The following is a 15439-nucleotide window of genomic DNA, read 5'->3' as shown; positions in this document are numbered from 1 at the left end:
CTGCAGGAGCAGCATGCTCCTGCAGGGATCTAGCGGTGGGTCGCGATCCAGATCAGCAACCCGGCCTGGAACATGGCGAACGCCACCAGACAGGTAATAGTGAAGCGCAGCCCGGTTTCCTCACGCTTGAACTTGCTCACCGTCTCTTCCTGCTTCTGCAGTTTGACTTCCTGCTCGGCCAGATTCTGCTCGGCCTGCTGAAGCATCTGTGCGGCTTCGAGGATCTCCACGAACTGCAGCTTCTCGTTGTTCCAGTCTCCCAGCAGATCGCCAACCTTGCCTTCCCTGACGCTACCCTTCAGATGCTGGGCGTCGGCATAAACCACATCGAAACCCTGGACCCGCAGAAAGTGGTCGCGGCGCAGGCGAGTGTCTTCCACCAGCGCATCTTTATTGCTCAGATCGATGGCATCGAAGCTGTAGCTCGACCATTTTCTCTTTGCCCAGGTAATGCCCTGGGCGGCGAGGAAGCGACCGATGCCGCGGTTCATGGGTTCGACCTGCAGGCCGGTATCCGGGCGAAAGTGCACGCGACGCAGTTCGTGGTCGACCCAGACGTCGAGGTGGTTCTGCTCCTTGCGCACCTTCTGCCCCGGCAGGTTAATGCTCAGGCGTAGCAGGCTGTGCTGATGGTTGTTGCGCTCGGCATAGCCGAACTCGACAAAGCGCAAAGGCCGGCCCCCGGTCGCACGATCGGTTTTCAGCGGCGCCAGGCGCAGCATGCGGTGATGCTCGGTCTGGACGTCCGCCCACGGCAGGTCAACCGTTTCGGCTGGCGCGGTATCGGCAGCGGTGTCGGGGGCTTTTGGGGTTTCAGTCATAACGGCAAGGTCCTGTCCAAGCTCTGCGTGTCGACCGCCAAAGGGCTGTCGACACCGGCTTATCGGCCGCTTTTTCCAGGACTGGAGGGTAAAACCGGCTTAACTTGGGCGAATGCCGTCAATAAAGCCGAGGATCCGTGTGCCGAGTTCGGCGGCCAGTGGTAGTTGTGGATCCTTATAGGACGCCAACTGGCGCTTGAGGTCGTTGGGGACGATGCGCATCACGTGATTCATGCCCTCGATCACTGCCAGTTGTGCGTCGGGCTTGGCCGCCTTGAGCATTTGCGCGTCAGCGACACCGACCTGCACATCGTTGCTGCCCTGGATAATCAGTGCCGGCATTTTCAGTCGGGCAAAGGCGGCTGCCGGGTCCTGGCGAAACAGGCTGATCAGGTACGGCTGGACGCTGGGGCGGAAAATCACTTGCAACGGCGCCGGCACGTCGGTATCGACCCGGCCGGCCTTGAGGCTGTCCAGTAATTGATTGGCACGGGCCTGCAAGGGCGGCGGCAGGTGTTCGGCCAATTGCTGGCGCAGTACCTGATCCACCGGTCGTGCGCTGCCTGAGAGGGAGATAACGCCGGCGGCATCGACTTGCGGGGCGGCGAGGGTGGCGACCAGCGCGCCCTCGCTGTGCCCCAACAGAATCAGCGGCCCGAGGCGCGAGTCGGTCTTGAGTTGCTTACCCCAGGCAACGGCGTCGGCGACGTAAGCCTCAAGACTCAGGTTGCGCTCATCCGGTGTGGCGGCCAGGCTCGCCGCCACACCGCGCTTGTCGTAGCGCACGCTGGCAATGTTGTGTTTGGCCAGCAGCCAGGCCAGGCGCTTGAGGCTGTCATTGTTGCCGCCATCAGGATTGTTGCCGTTGCGGTCGGTGGGGCCGGATCCGGAAATAATCAGCACCACCGGAACCGGTTTCGCGGATTCGGGCAGCAGCAAGGTCCCAAACAGCTCACCGCTGCCGGTGTCCAGGCTGACGGGACGTTGCAGAACCGCGGCTTGGGCCACGTGGGGCAGCAGACCGGCAATCAGGGCCAGACTCAAGGCAATTACTCGCAGCATCATCACGCCATCATCGATTAGGTGTCGGTTGGACTCGCAAGCATCAATAAGGTTCGAGGGTGATCTACCGGTATAGCCTGCGTATACTGGCGCGCACTTAGTTCAGCGATTTCACGGAGCGCCCTGCATGTCCGGCAATACCTACGGCAAGCTGTTCACTGTCACCACCGCGGGCGAAAGCCATGGTCCGGCGTTGGTCGCCATTGTCGATGGCTGCCCGCCGGGCCTCGAATTGTCCCTGGACGATCTGCAGCGCGACCTCGACCGCCGCAAACCGGGCACCAGCCGCCACACCACCCAGCGCCAGGAAGCCGACGAAGTCGAAATCCTCTCCGGGGTGTTCGAAGGGCGCACCACCGGCTGCGCGATTGGCCTGTTGATTCGCAACACCGACCAGAAGTCCAAGGACTACTCGGCGATCAAGGACCTGTTCCGACCGGCCCACGCCGACTACACCTACCACCACAAATACGGCGAGCGCGACTACCGTGGCGGCGGCCGCAGTTCGGCCCGCGAAACCGCAATGCGCGTGGCGGCCGGGGCGATTGCGAAAAAGTACCTGGCCACCCAGGGCATCGTCATTCGTGGCTTCATGAGCCAGTTGGGCCCGATCGAAATCCCGTTCAAGACCTGGGATTCGGTGGAACAGAACGCCTTTTTCAGCCCTGATCCGGACAAAGTGCCAGAACTTGAGGCCTACATGGATCAACTGCGCCGTGATCAGGATTCCGTGGGCGCGAAGATCACCGTGGTCGCCGAAGGCGTCAAGCCTGGCTTGGGCGAGCCGATTTTCGACCGTCTCGATGCCGAACTGGCCCACGCGTTGATGAGCATCAACGCGGTCAAGGGCGTGGAAATCGGCGCCGGTTTTGCCAGTGTGGCCCAGCGCGGCACCGAGCATCGCGATGAGTTGACCCCTGAAGGCTTCCTCAGCAACAACGCCGGCGGCATCCTCGGTGGCATTTCCTCGGGCCAGCCGATCGTCGCCCACTTGGCGCTGAAGCCGACCTCGAGCATCACCACCCCGGGCCGTTCGATCGATGTCGACGGTAACCCGGTGGACGTCATCACCAAGGGCCGCCATGACCCGTGCGTCGGCATCCGCGCCACGCCAATCGCCGAAGCAATGATGGCCATCGTCTTGATGGATCACCTGCTGCGCCATCGCGGGCAGAACGCCGATGTGCGCGTCAGCACCCCGGTGCTGGGCCAGCTGTGAAGCCATGCGCTGAAGTCGCTGCGGTCTGATGGCCGTGGCGGCGCTCCCGTACTGGCGGCTCTCCAGTTTTTACCTGTGTTATTTCGCCTTGCTCGGTTCGACAGCGCCTTTTCTGGCGCTGTACTTCGATCACCTGGGTTTTTCCGCCGCGCGCATCGGCGAACTGGTGGCCATCCCCATGCTGATGCGCTGCATCGCGCCGAACATCTGGGGTTGGTTGGGCGACTACACGGGCCGGCGCCTGGCAATCGTGCGCTTTGGTGCAGTGTGCACGCTGCTGACCTTCTCGTTGATCTTCATCAGCAAAAGCTACGCCTGGCTGGCGTTGGTCATGGCGCTGCATGCGTTTTTCTGGCACGCGGTGCTGCCGCAATTCGAAGTCATCACCTTGGCGCACTTGCAGGGCCAGGCCTCGCGCTATAGCCAAATCCGCTTGTGGGGCTCAATTGGCTTCATCATTACTGTGGTTGCCCTGGGCCGTTTGTTCGAGTGGCTGAGCTTGGACATCTACCCGGTCGCCTTGGTGGTGATCATGGCGGCGATTGTCCTCAGCAGCCTGTGGGTGCCCAACGCGCAACCGTTGCAGGGGCATCGATTGGCAGGCGAGGGCTTTCTCAAGCAATTGCGCAGTCCGGGAGTGTTGGCGTTTTACGCTAGCGTGGCGCTGATGCAGATGAGCCACGGGCCGTATTACACCTTCCTGACTCTGCACCTGGAGCGCCTCGGCTACAGCCGCGGCGTGATTGGCATGCTCTGGGCCCTGGGCGTGGTCGCCGAGGTGCTGGTGTTTTTGGTCATGAGCCGGATTCTCACGCGGTTCTCGGTGCGCCGGGTGCTGATTGCCAGTTTCCTGCTGGCCGCCGTGCGCTGGGTGTTGCTGGGAACGTTTGCCGAATTCCTCTGGGTGTTGCTGTTTGCCCAGATCCTGCACGCCGCCACCTTCGGCAGCTTTCACGCCGCCGCCATCCACTTCGTGCAACGCAGCTTCGGCGCCCGTCAGCAAGGCCAGGGCCAGGCCCTTTACGCGGCGCTGGCCGGCACCGGTGGTGCGCTGGGCGCTTTGTATGCCGGCTATAGCTGGAATGCCCTGGGGCCTGCCTTCACCTTTAGTATTGCCAGCGTCGCGGCCCTGGCGGCAGCCGTTATTATTGCGACACGTATGCAGGAGGAGAGGCCATGAACATGGCGCTGGAACCCTTTGTCCTGCACCTGATCCATGGCGTTGTCCGTACGGTCTAAATGACCGCACGGCCGCGTCGCCCACAAGGAAAACCTGCATGAGCAGCCTGTCTGTCTACCACATTTCAAGCCTGGATCTGCCGAACAAGGTCCTGACCCATGGCGAAGACATCACCGCGACCCTGGCCGAGCACGGCGTACGGTTCGAGCGTTGGCCCGCCGCGGCGAAAGTCCAGGCCGGAGCCAGTCAGGATGAGGTCGTTGGCGCCTATCAGCAGCAAATCGAGCAACTGATGAGCGAGCGCGGCTACGACAGGGTGGAGGTACTCAGCGTAAGCGGCGATCAGCCCTCAGCGCCCCCTTACGAGCAGCGTCATGAGCAGGACGTTGTAAGACTATTCGTCATGGGGCGTGGCTTGTTCAATCTGCATATCGACGACTATATCTATGCCGTCCTGTGCGAAAAAAATGATCTGCTGCTGCTTCCAGCCGGCATAAAACACTGGTTCGACAGCGGGGAGCGCCCGCACTTCATGGCTATTCGTCTGTTCAGTGCCGCGGATGGCGCCGTCGCCCACGTCACCGGCGACGATATCGCCAGCCGCGTCCCGCGCCTGGACGACTAACCCCCTGAATGAACGCTACTGACTGACTACTCGCCGTAACCCGTCAGCCATTTCAGCGAATCTACACAAGACTGTGAGCTCGCCTGTAGGACCTGTAGGTCGTTGCCTATTGGTCCGTCAGGCATCCCTGATTTGCCTTTTTCATCTTGTTTAATCTTCTGCCTATGTAAGTCTTTCTTTCTGATTCGGGGCTGTTCAGCCGTAGGGAGGAAGGGAATGACAAGCGCAACGCCTGAGGCTGTGCCGCTGTCGAAGCCGGTGCAACACCGGCGCATCGTCAAGGCAGGCAGGCCGCTGAGCAAAAAGGAACTGGAGGTCTTGCGTTGGGCCACACAGGGCAAGACCGTTTGGGAAATCAGCGTGATCCGTGCGATTTCCCCGGCCACCGTGAAATTTCACCTGAGCAACATCTACGCCAAGCTCGGGGTGAGCAATCGTGCGCAGGCGGTGGGTGAGGCCGGCAGGCGAGGCTTGTTGCGCTGAGCGAAAAGAACACCGTCAAGCGCAAATGCCGCTCTTGTAGGAGCGAGCAAGCTCGCTCCCACGGAATCGAACAGCATTACAACTGCGTGGACGTGGCAGCCAGAAAATTGGCTAAATATTTACATCGAGTAATAGCTCGGCAGCGCAAAGCGTTGCTGGCTCTGCAACATGGAAATCTGCGGCAACTCGCTGGCATGTTCGGCCAAATCGCGGCGGATAGCGCTGATGGCCCAGGATAATTGATCGCCGGCGTGCAGTTGCGAGTAGGAGATCGACCGCTTGAACACTCGACCATCACTGCTGCGCAACGTCAGCAGGATCCCGCCGTCCGGACGTGGCTGAGTGGTGACGTCGTAGTTGGAGAACAGCGAAGTAAACTTTTCTTGGATCAGGTTCATGTCAATCGGCTCCATTTGCGCATGTGTGGCAATCATGGAGGGGTAATTGCAGCGATTGTGCCAGTATTCTAAATCTATAAAATCGTTATAAATCAATAAGTTAATAAAAATTGAATTTATTGGATTCGTGCAATCTGCATGAATGGCCATCGTGCATCCTGCATTTTGCGAGGTGACGGGCAGTGCTGAGGTCTTGCTCGGCGGATACAAAACATTTCAAAAACTGCGTGTACAGCCGCGCAACCGCAGGCGTACTTTTTGCCCGTTCAGCAGAGGAATTGCTGTTGTGTCTCATGCCCGAACACCGCCCGACAATAACAATACAGGCCCGACGCAGAGGGCCTGGCGGGAGCATCCATGAGCGGCACGCATCACGACATGATCACCTGGAGCATGATGCTCCGAAAGCTACCGGCAATCGTCAAAGCCCTGCCACGAGTGGTCAAGGGGTTGAAGATCGGCAACGTCAAACAGCCGGACCAGCCTTGTGGCCTGGCCTTCACCTTCGAGCAGGCGACGCTGCGCAACCCGGATGGCCCGGCGCTGCTGCAAGGCTCGGTGGTGCTCAGCTATCGCCAGGTCAATCAGTGGGCCAACCGCATCGCCCACCATCTGATTGCCCAAGGGATCGGCAAGGGCGACGTGGTCGGTATTCTCATTGAAAACCGCCCCGAGTTGCTGGTCAGTGTGCTGGCAGTGGCCAAGGTCGGCGCTATCAGCGCCATGCTCAATACCTCTCAGACCCAGCAGGCGCTGCTGCATAGCGTCAATCTCGTCAACCCGGTGGCCGTTGTGGTGGGGGCGGAGTTGGTCCAGGCCTACTCGGCGATTCGCCAGCGAGTGGCCATCGATCCCGACAAAACCTGGTGGTTGGCCGATCCGCTGAATCCGCAAGCGTTGCCTGAGGGCTTCGCCGACCTGATCGCCGCAAGTGTCGATTGCCCCTTGGACAATCCACCCAGTAGTCAGCAGGTATATTTCGACGACGCCTGTTTTTACATCTATACCTCGGGCACCACAGGCTTGCCCAAGGCCGGAGTGTTCAAGCACGGGCGCTGGATGAAGAGCTCCACCAGTTTCGGTCTGATCGCCCTCGATATGGGGCCCGACGATATCGTCTATTGCACCCTGCCGCTGTACCACGCCACCGGGCTGTGCGTGTGCTGGGGTTCGGCGATTTGCGGCGCTTCGGCGTTCGCCATCCGCCGCAAGTTCAGCGCCAGTCAGTTCTGGAATGACGTGCGCAAGTACCGCGCCACGACCATCGGCTATGTCGGCGAGCTGTGTCGCTACCTGATAGACCAGCCCGCAGGCCCTGACGAGCGCGAGCATGGGGTGGTGAAGATGATCGGCAACGGTTTGCGCCCAGGGGTGTGGAGTGAGTTCAAGGGGCGTTTTGGCGTCCGGCACGTCTGTGAACTGTATGCGGCGAGCGACGGCAATATAGGCTTCAGCAACATTCTTAACTTCGACAACACCATCGGATTCTCGCTGATGTCCTGGGAGCTTGTGGAGTTCGCCCATGAAACAGGGGCGCCGCTGCGCAACGGCAGGGGCTTCATGCAGAAAGTCGGCAAGGGGCGGCAGGGGCTGCTGTTGGCGAAAATCGATGACAAGGCGCCACTGGACGGCTACACCGATCCGCAGAAAACCGAAAAAGTCGTGCTGCATGATGTCTTCGAAAAGGGCGATCGCTACTTCAATACCGGCGACCTGTTGCGCAATATCGGCTTCGGCCATGCGCAGTTTGTCGATCGGTTGGGCGATACCTTTCGTTGGAAGGGCGAGAATGTTTCGACCACCGAAGTTGAAAACATCCTGCTGCAGCATCCGCAAATCGCCGAGGCCGTGGCCTATGGCGTGGAGATCAGCAATACCAATGGCCGGGCCGGGATGGCGGCGATTACCCCGGCGGAGTCCCTGGCCACCCTGGATTTCACTGATCTGTTGAAATTCGCCCGGGAACAACTGCCCGGCTACGCAGTGCCGTTGTTTCTGCGGGTCAAAGTCAAAATGGAAACCACCGGCACGTTCAAATATCAGAAGACCCGACTCAAGGAGGAGGCCTTTGATCCAGGCAAGACGGCTGAGGATCCGATTTACGCCTGGTTGCCGGGGTCGGACACCTATGTGCAAGTGACCGAGCAGATACTGCTGGATATCAATGCGGGCAAGTACCGTTATTGATTCTGGCTATGGCGGCGCGAGAGAAAAAAGGGGTGACAGCGGCAGCGCCGCTTGAGGACACTAGCGGCTTTGCGATTGACCGAATGTGGAGCCTCAAATGTCAGACCAATCCCGCCAGATGACCCCGGAAGAAGCCGCGGAGTTTGCCGAGCAGGTTTTCAACAAGGCTCGCGAGGGCGACGCGGCCATGCTCGCGGCCCTGCTGAGCAAAGGCTTGCCGGCTAACCTGCGCAACCACAAGGGCGACACCCTGCTGATGCTGGCGGCCTATCACGGGCATGTCGAGGCGGTGAAAGTCCTGCTCGAACACAAGGCTGATCCGGAAATTCGTAACGATAACGGCCAGAGCCCGATTGCCGGCGCGGCATTCAAGGGCGATCTGCCAGTGGTCACCGCCTTGATTGAAGGTGGCGCCGAAATCGAAGGTTCGTCCTTCGACGGCCGTACCGCATTGATGATGGCGGCAATGTTCAACCGCACCGCGATCGTCGACTACTTGATCAGCAAAGGGGCCGACCCCCGGGCCAAGGATGCCAATGGCATCACCGCGCTGGACGCGGCGAAGACCATGGGCGCGACCGACACCACGGCGCAATTGCAGAAAATCCTCGGCTGAGTGGCCTGGCGTTGAGTCGGTGTTGGTCAGCCAGTGCCGGCCAAACGTTGGCAAATACGCTATTCTTCGCCCCCGAAAATCTCACCGCAACAGGATCCGCCATGAAAGCTGCACTCATCGAACTCATCAGTAAAATCAGCTCCGGCTGCATGAGCGAGGACGAAATCACGCGGATCGCCGACGAAGCGGCGCAAGCCTACGCAGATCCCGAGGCCTTTCTGGCGGCCAATCCGGATATCAATTACGACGAGACCTTCCCGATTGCCCTGGGTGAGTGGGTAGTTGTGGGTAGCCTGCCGGAGACGGTGTTGTTCCAGGCCGACACCTACATGGATCTGTTTGCGCAGATCGTCGCCTCGTTCGGCCCGGACGTGGCCTTCAACATCAAGCCCAAGCAACTGGCCAAGACCGAGGCGTTGACTGCGCTCAATCGCATCCAGATCCAGATGGGCAGCATGAATCCGGAAAACGGCGGCTACACCCTGATCAACTTCAGCCAATTGCTCGACGATGAACTGCAGGTGGTGCTGGTATACGGCAATGACGTGGCGCGGGTCCTGGAGTTGTGTGCCGAAGTCGGCATCCAGGCGGCGCAGTCACTGGAAGCGCTGAAAGTGGCGGTCCACGTCTGAACCCTTGGGTGCAATAAAACGGAACCCTTGCGGGAGCGGGCTATCCTAAGGGACGAATGCCTTCTCTTTGGAGTGACACCATGGGTTCTACCTTCAATGGCCTGATTGGCCTGATCATCCTCGCGCTGGATATCTGGGCGATTATCAATGTGCTCAAAAGCAGTGCGTCCACCGGGATGAAAATTGTCTGGACGCTGTTGATCCTGCTGTTGCCGGTGCTGGGCCTGATCATCTGGGCAATTGCCGGGCCACGAGGGAATGTGCGTATTTGACCTCCCACAGGCAGGTCAACAGAGGGGCCGATCAAGGCCCCTTTTTTGTGTTTCGAGATATGCGTTGCACGAAATTTTCACAATCGCTCCAAGACAATCCTTCCGCGCAAACTTCACCCCGGCCATCCTTGATCCAGTAATCAATGGCAATGGCGTGGGTGATCGTGCAACATCTGCGCACCGCGCAAAGTCCCGGCCGTTGCCCGCAGGTGACGGCAATCAGAGGCCACGGCGCCGCGACTGCTTTGCAACTTCAACTTCCAATGGGTCCTAAAACGACATGGCAAACCCGGACGCCCTGAATCAGCAGCGAGCCTCGAATCGTCTGCTGCAACCGACCGTGAAATCCCATCTGGCCTACACGCTGCTTTGTGCCCTGGTCATGATGGTGATGCTCTCCCTGCTGCGCGTGGCGCTGCTGGTGTACAACCGGGAGATGATGCTCGATACACCGGCTTCGACCTTCCTCGAAGCATTCGCCAACGGCTTGCGCTTCGACCTGCGCCTGGTGGTCTACCTGAGCATCCCGCTGTTGCTGGCGCTGTTCAGTGTGCGCGCCATGGCTGCGCGCGGCCTGTTCCGCCTGTGGCTGACCGTGGTTTCGAGCATCGCGCTGTTCCTCGGCCTGATGGAGATGGATTTCTACCGCGAATTCCACCAGCGCCTTAACGGCCTGGTCTTCCAGTACGTCAAGGAAGACCCGAAAACCGTGATGAGCATGCTCTGGTACGGTTTCCCGGTGGTTCGCTACCTGCTGGCGTGGGTGGTCGGGACCTGGATCCTCAGCCTGGCGTTCAAGGGCGCTGACCGTGCCACCCGTCCTCGGGGCCCATTCAGCGGTGGCAATGTCAGCAGCCGTCAGGTGGCACCGTGGTACACCCGCACCGCGGTGTTCATGGTCTGCCTGCTGATCTGTGTCGCGGCGGCCCGTGGCACTCTGCGTCAGGGCCCGCCAATGCGCTGGGGCGACGTGTACACCACCGACTCCAACTTCGCCAACCAGTTGGGCCTTAATGGCACCTTGCAACTGATTGCGGCAGCGAAAAGCCGTATGTCCGAAGACCGCGACAACATCTGGAAACCTACCCTGCCGCAGCCTGAAGCGCAGCAGATCGTGCGTGACCTGCTGGTGATGCCGGACGAAAAACTGGTGGATGCCGACACCGCTGCCGTGCGCCGCGACTTCCTGCCGCCAGCAGACAAGACCCTGCCGATCAAGAACGTCGTGGTCATCCTGATGGAAAGCATGGCCGGTCACTCGGTCGGTGCGCTGGGCGCGCCGGGCAACATCACGCCGTACCTGGACAAACTGTCCCAGGAAGGCCTGCTGTTCGACCGCTTCTTCTCCAACGGCACCCACACCCACCAAGGCATGTTCGCCACCATGGCGTGCTTCCCCAACCTGCCGGGCTTCGAATACCTGATGCAGACCCCGGAAGGCAGTCACAAGCTGTCGGGCCTGCCGCAGTTGCTCAGCGCGCGCAAGTTTGACGATGTATACGTGTACAACGGCGACTTCGCCTGGGACAACCAGTCGGGCTTCTTCAGCAACCAGGGCATGACCAACTTCGTCGGTCGCAACGACTTCATCAACCCGGTGTTCTCCGACCCGACCTGGGGTGTGTCCGACCAGGACATGTTCGACCGCGGCCTGGTGGAACTGAAGGCCCGGGAAAACGGCAAGCCGTTCTACGCCTTGCTGCAGACCCTGTCCAACCACACCCCGTACGCGCTGCCGACGCCGTTGCCGGTGGAGAAGGTCACCAACCGTGGCAACCTCAACGAGCACTTGACCGCCATGCGCTACTCCGACTGGGCACTGGGCCAGTTCTTTGAAAAGGCGCGTAAAGAGCCGTATTTCAAGGAAACCCTGTTTGTCATCGTTGGCGACCACGGTTTTGGCAACGAGCGCCAGATCACCGAAATGGACCTGGGCCGCTTCAACGTGCCGATGCTGATGATTGCGCCGGGCATCCAGGAGAAGTTCGGCAAGCTGGACCATACCGTCGGCACCCAGGTCGACATCGTACCGACCATCATGGGTCGCCTCGGTGGCGAAGTGCGTCACCAGTGCTGGGGACGTGACCTGCTCAACCTGCCGGAAGGCGATACCGGTTTCGGCGTGATCAAGCCGTCGGGTAGCGAGCAAACCACGGCAATCATCACCCAGGACCAAGTGCTGGTACTGCCTAAAGAGAAAGACATGGCGCCGAAGATGTACAAGTACCAACTGGGTGCCAACCCGGGCGCCGAAGTGGTGCCGGATGCACCGCGTACAGCGGAGATGAAGCAAAAACTTGAAGCATTCCTGCAGACAGCGACCAAGAGTCTGATGGATAACACCGCCGGTGTCGTCGACGGCACGCCGGATTAATCTGCGCCGCAATAACGCGCCGGATTAACGTCCGGCGTAACGAACTGTCGGAGCGAGCCAGCTCGCTCCGACAGTTTTCTGGAAAAGCGCAGGGGTTGTTGGTTACCCGTCAAATCCTGCCCAGTAGCAGCAACACCAGCAAGACCACCACCACTACGCCGATCACCCCTGACGGTCCATAACCCCAACTTCTGGAGTGTGGAAACACCGGCAGGCCGCCGATCAATAGCAGAATCAGAATAATCAGAAGAATCGTGCCCATGTCGAATTCCTTATTGGAGTGGCATTGAACGTCGCACTGGTTGAACAACAGGCTCGCTTGTTTTAAATCCGAGCGGCTTAAAACTTTCGACTGCGGCATACACGAGAAAATTCAAAGTTTCTTCCAGCAGGCTGCGTTGTTCCGCGTTAGTCCAGCCCTACGCGTTGCGGTTTGCCCGGGGCATTCAGCGCTTTGATGGTCGTGGGTGTAGGAAATTCCTTCGCTACACTGCGAGCATCTTTCCCAGAACAACAAGGCAACTTCCTATGCAAAATCGCATGATGATCACTGGCGCCGGGTCCGGCCTGGGTCGCGAAATCGCCCTGCGCTGGGCGCGTGAAGGTTGGCAGTTGGCCTTGTCCGATGTCAGTGAACCGGGCCTTCAGGAAACCTTGAGGCTGGTGCGCGAGGCTGGCGGTGATGGCTTTATCCAGCGTTGCGACGTGCGCGATTACAGCCAGTTGACCGCCTTTGCCCAGGCTTGCGAGGTCAAGCTCGGCGGCATCGATGTGATCGTCAACAATGCGGGCGTGGCGTCCGGTGGCTTTTTCAGCGAGTTGTCGCTGGAAGATTGGGACTGGCAGATTGCGATCAACCTAATGGGGGTGGTCAAGGGCTGCAAGGCGTTCCTGCCGCTGCTGGAGCAGAGCAAAGGCAAGATCATCAACATCGCGTCGATGGCGGCACTGATGCAGGGGCCGGCCATGAGCAACTACAACGTGGCCAAGGCTGGCGTGGTGGCACTGTCCGAGAGCCTGCTGATCGAATTGGCGCAGCAGGAGATCGGCGTGCACGTGGTTTGCCCTTCGTTCTTCCAGACCAACCTGCTCGACTCGTTCCGGGGTCCGACTCCGGCCATGAAGGCCCAGGTCGGTAAGTTGCTGGAAAGCTCGCCGATCAGCGCCAGCGACATTGCCGACTACATCTATCAGCAGGTGGCGGCCGGAGAGTTCATGATCCTGCCCCACGAACAAGGGCGCATGGCCTGGGCGCTGAAGCAGAAAAACCCGCAATTGCTCTACAACGAAATGACCCTGATGGCCGACAAGATGCGCGCCAAGGCCCGCCAGGGCGCCAACTGAGCTTGCGACTGACCGACTGCCTCGTTAGGGTGGCCGCACCTGGCTTCCCTGACGAGATGGATGCATGCTCAATTACCTGTGGTTCTTCCTCGCCGCGCTGTTTGAAATCGCCGGCTGCTACGCGTTCTGGATGTGGCTGCGCCAGGGCAAAAGCGCCTGGTGGATCGCGCCGGCGCTGCTCAGCCTGACGCTGTTTGCCCTGTTGCTGACCAAAATCGAATCGAACTATGCCGGTCGGGCTTATGCGGCCTATGGCGGCATCTACATCGTCGCCTCGATTGGCTGGCTGTGGATGATCGAGCGGGTCCGGCCGCTGAGTTCTGACTGGTGGGGCGTTGCCCTGTGTGTGCTGGGGGCGAGCATCATTTTGTTGGGACCGCGCTTTACTGCAACTTGAGGCAAAACCGCCGCTTTGCAAGGGATGTCTGTAGGGTAATTCGATCTAGCGTGTAGGAGGTGGCTGATTTCCCGCGGCTGTCTTGAAGGGCCGGCACAACCCGGCCATCTTCAGGGCCCGGTTACCTCAAGGACTACAGCCATGCTCGTTCTCAGCCGCGCTATCGGTGAACAGATCTCCATTGGCGACACCATCACGGTACGCATCCTCGCCGTGAGTGGCGGCAACGTGCGCTTCGGCATCGAAGCCCCGCGACACGTTAACGTCTACCGTTGCGAAATCTATGAGCGCATTCATGCCAAGCGCCTGCGCAAGGAGGTGCGGGGCTGAATATTCAGTCGAACAGGTGCTTGGGCACGTCGTGCTTGAGCATAAGCTGGCACTGCTCGCTTTCGGGATCAAAGACAATCACCGCCTGGCCTTTACTCAGGGCATTGCGCACCCGCAGTACGCGGGTTTGCAAAGGGGTGTCGTCACCGTTGTCGGTGCCGTCGCGGGTGACGAAGTCTTCGATCAGGCGGGTCAGGGTGTCGACTTCAAGTTGCTCGTGGGGGATCAGCATAACTACCTCGGTCATCAATTCGCTGATGCTACGGCGCTTCACCCCACACTTCCAGTAGGCGTCTGCCCTCAGTCGGTTGAGCGCTGTCCTACCAGGCTGTCCACCGACGGCACCCGGGTCTCGCTTTCCATTTGCGCGTCATGTTCGATCTGATGGCTGAAGCGGTCCAGCGAACCCTTGGCCGGCTGCGCATCGCTGGCAAATACCGGAGGGCTGAGGATGTAGGCGCCGAGCAGGCGACTCAAGGCTGCCAGGCTGTCGATGTGGGTGCGCTCGTAACCGTGGGTGGCGTCGCAACCGAAGGCCAGCAGGGCGGTGCGGATGTCGTGGCCGGCGGTGACCGCGGAGTGGGCGTCACTGAAGTAATAACGGAACAGATCGCGACGCACCGGCAGTTCGTTGGCGCTGGCCAGGTGCAACAAGTGTCGCGACAGGTGATAGTCGTAAGGCCCGGCGGAGTCTTGCATGGCCACGCTGACCGCGTGTTCGCTGGAGTGTTGGCCGGGGGCGACCGGGGCGATGTCGATGCCGACGAATTCGCTGACATCCCAGGGTAACGCCGCCGCCGCACCGCTGCCGGTTTCCTCGGTGATGGTGAACAGGGGATGACAGTCGATCATCAGCGGCTCATCACTCTCGACGATTGCCTTGAGCGCGGCCAGCAGCGCGGCGACGCCAGCCTTGTCGTCCAGATGGCGGGCGCTGATATGGCCGCTTTCGGTGAATTCGGGCAGCGGGTCGAAGGCGACGAAGTCGCCGACGCTGATCCCCAGCGAATCGCAGTCGGCCCGGGTGGCGCAGTAGGCATCCAGGCGCAGTTCGACGTGGTCCCAACTGACCGGCAGTTCGTCCACCGCCGTGTTAAAGGCATGTCCGGAGGCCATTAGTGGCAACACGCTCCCACGGATCACCCCGGTATCGGTAAACAGACTGACGCGACTGCCCTCGGCGAAGCGGCTCGACCAGCAGCCCACCGGGGCGAGGGTCAGGCGACCGTTGTCCTTGATTGCGCGGACGCTGGCGCCGATGGTGTCCAAATGCGCGGAAACGGCGCGGTCGGGACTGTTTTTCTGGCCCTTGAGGGTCGCGCGGATGGTCCCGCGCCGAGTCAGTTCAAAAGGGATGCCCAGTTCTTCGAGGCGTTCTGCGACATACCGCACGATGGTGTCGGTGAAGCCGGTGGGGCTGGGAATCGCGAGCATTTCCAGCAGGACTTTTTGCAGGTACGCGAGATCGGGTTCTGGAATCTTACCGGTCATTGGAACTC

18 protein-coding genes are annotated in these 15439 nt (G+C 60.2%); 12 read left to right on the top strand and 6 right to left on the bottom strand.

Translation table 11 applies throughout. The annotated features are described in order from the left end of the window. Nucleotides 1–29 precede the first annotated feature (29 nt). Both KW062_RS21820 and KW062_RS21815 read right to left on the bottom strand, forming a co-directional pair. The gene (locus tag KW062_RS21820; RefSeq protein WP_105753789.1) at nucleotides 30–821 is read right to left on the bottom strand and encodes a hypothetical protein; all 792 of its coding nucleotides are present in this window, start codon (nucleotides 819–821) and stop codon (nucleotides 30–32) included. Nucleotides 822–920: 99 nt separating this feature from the next. After that, nucleotides 921–1931: an alpha/beta hydrolase gene (locus KW062_RS21815; RefSeq protein WP_081786395.1), complete on the bottom strand. Its 1011-nt coding sequence runs from the start codon at nucleotides 1929–1931 to the stop codon at nucleotides 921–923. A gap of 79 nt (nucleotides 1932–2010) precedes the next feature. Here KW062_RS21815 and aroC point away from each other — a divergent pair, with 79 nt between their 5' ends. From aroC to KW062_RS21795, 4 genes are all read left to right on the top strand, one after another. Then, nucleotides 2011–3102 carry a chorismate synthase gene (gene aroC / locus KW062_RS21810; protein WP_027620052.1) on the top strand — a complete coding sequence of 364 codons (1092 nt, stop codon included), beginning with the start codon at nucleotides 2011–2013 and terminating at the stop codon, nucleotides 3100–3102. 28 nt (nucleotides 3103–3130) lie between these two features. Further along, on the top strand, nucleotides 3131–4282 hold the full coding sequence (locus KW062_RS21805; RefSeq protein WP_177327265.1) for an MFS transporter: 1152 nt from the start codon (nucleotides 3131–3133) through the stop codon (nucleotides 4280–4282). A 97-nt stretch (nucleotides 4283–4379) separates the two neighbouring features. After that, the gene (locus KW062_RS21800) at nucleotides 4380–4907 is read left to right on the top strand and encodes an acireductone dioxygenase (RefSeq protein ID WP_027620054.1); all 528 of its coding nucleotides are present in this window, start codon (nucleotides 4380–4382) and stop codon (nucleotides 4905–4907) included. A 216-nt stretch (nucleotides 4908–5123) separates the two neighbouring features. Next, nucleotides 5124–5390 carry a response regulator transcription factor gene (locus KW062_RS21795; protein ID WP_033866308.1) on the top strand — a complete coding sequence of 89 codons (267 nt, stop codon included), beginning with the start codon at nucleotides 5124–5126 and terminating at the stop codon, nucleotides 5388–5390. Between the two features lie 119 nt (nucleotides 5391–5509). Here KW062_RS21795 and KW062_RS21790 read toward each other — a convergent pair whose 3' ends face one another. Then, nucleotides 5510–5788 (bottom strand): DUF3509 domain-containing protein, encoded by a 279-nt coding sequence (locus KW062_RS21790; RefSeq protein ID WP_027620056.1) that lies wholly within the window; start codon nucleotides 5786–5788, stop codon nucleotides 5510–5512. A 357-nt stretch (nucleotides 5789–6145) separates the two neighbouring features. On the opposite strand from KW062_RS21790, the gene KW062_RS21785 reads away from it, so the two are divergent. The 5 genes from KW062_RS21785 to KW062_RS21765 all read left to right on the top strand — a co-directional run bounded on the left by KW062_RS21785 (nucleotide 6146) and on the right by KW062_RS21765 (nucleotide 11869). Further along, on the top strand, nucleotides 6146–7975 hold the full coding sequence (locus tag KW062_RS21785; RefSeq protein ID WP_105753788.1) for a long-chain-acyl-CoA synthetase: 1830 nt from the start codon (nucleotides 6146–6148) through the stop codon (nucleotides 7973–7975). A 97-nt stretch (nucleotides 7976–8072) separates the two neighbouring features. Continuing rightward, nucleotides 8073–8591: an ankyrin repeat domain-containing protein gene (locus tag KW062_RS21780; RefSeq protein ID WP_027620058.1), complete on the top strand. Its 519-nt coding sequence runs from the start codon at nucleotides 8073–8075 to the stop codon at nucleotides 8589–8591. 101 nt (nucleotides 8592–8692) lie between these two features. Beyond that, nucleotides 8693–9223, top strand: a complete 531-nt coding sequence (locus tag KW062_RS21775) for a hypothetical protein (protein ID WP_027620059.1) — start codon at nucleotides 8693–8695, stop codon at nucleotides 9221–9223. Between the two features lie 80 nt (nucleotides 9224–9303). Beyond that, the gene (locus KW062_RS21770; RefSeq protein ID WP_027620060.1) at nucleotides 9304–9495 is read left to right on the top strand and encodes a PLDc N-terminal domain-containing protein; all 192 of its coding nucleotides are present in this window, start codon (nucleotides 9304–9306) and stop codon (nucleotides 9493–9495) included. Nucleotides 9496–9775: 280 nt separating this feature from the next. Then, nucleotides 9776–11869, top strand: coding sequence for an LTA synthase family protein (locus tag KW062_RS21765; RefSeq protein WP_105753787.1), 2094 nt, complete (start codon nucleotides 9776–9778; stop codon nucleotides 11867–11869). A 109-nt stretch (nucleotides 11870–11978) separates the two neighbouring features. Here the strand turns inward: KW062_RS21765 and KW062_RS21760 are convergent, their stop codons facing one another. Then, nucleotides 11979–12131 (bottom strand): DUF3309 family protein, encoded by a 153-nt coding sequence (locus tag KW062_RS21760; protein ID WP_033866310.1) that lies wholly within the window; start codon nucleotides 12129–12131, stop codon nucleotides 11979–11981. 266 nt (nucleotides 12132–12397) lie between these two features. Here KW062_RS21760 and KW062_RS21755 point away from each other — a divergent pair, with 266 nt between their 5' ends. The 3 genes from KW062_RS21755 (at nucleotide 12398) to csrA (ending at nucleotide 13940) form a co-directional block, all read left to right on the top strand. Continuing rightward, on the top strand, nucleotides 12398–13213 hold the full coding sequence (locus tag KW062_RS21755; protein WP_105753786.1) for an SDR family oxidoreductase: 816 nt from the start codon (nucleotides 12398–12400) through the stop codon (nucleotides 13211–13213). A gap of 64 nt (nucleotides 13214–13277) precedes the next feature. Continuing rightward, nucleotides 13278–13610, top strand: coding sequence for a YnfA family protein (locus KW062_RS21750; protein ID WP_105753785.1), 333 nt, complete (start codon nucleotides 13278–13280; stop codon nucleotides 13608–13610). 141 nt (nucleotides 13611–13751) lie between these two features. Further along, nucleotides 13752–13940: a carbon storage regulator CsrA gene (csrA, locus tag KW062_RS21745; RefSeq protein ID WP_027620064.1), complete on the top strand. Its 189-nt coding sequence runs from the start codon at nucleotides 13752–13754 to the stop codon at nucleotides 13938–13940. A gap of 4 nt (nucleotides 13941–13944) precedes the next feature. Here the strand turns inward: csrA and KW062_RS21740 are convergent, their stop codons facing one another. Together KW062_RS21740 and KW062_RS21735 are read right to left on the bottom strand one after the other, a co-directional pair. Beyond that, on the bottom strand, nucleotides 13945–14172 hold the full coding sequence (locus KW062_RS21740; RefSeq protein WP_027620065.1) for a YheU family protein: 228 nt from the start codon (nucleotides 14170–14172) through the stop codon (nucleotides 13945–13947). Nucleotides 14173–14240: 68 nt separating this feature from the next. After that, a complete protein-coding gene (locus KW062_RS21735) occupies nucleotides 14241–15431 on the bottom strand; it encodes an osmoprotectant NAGGN system M42 family peptidase (RefSeq protein WP_027620066.1) in 1191 nt (396 codons plus the stop codon). Between the last annotated feature and the right edge of the window lie 8 nt (nucleotides 15432–15439).

Source organism: Pseudomonas fluorescens (assembly GCF_019212185.1).
GTDB lineage: Bacteria > Pseudomonadota > Gammaproteobacteria > Pseudomonadales > Pseudomonadaceae > Aquipseudomonas.
Note: the sequence above shows the minus strand (reverse complement) of the source record. Positions and strands in the feature narration are given on the sequence as shown.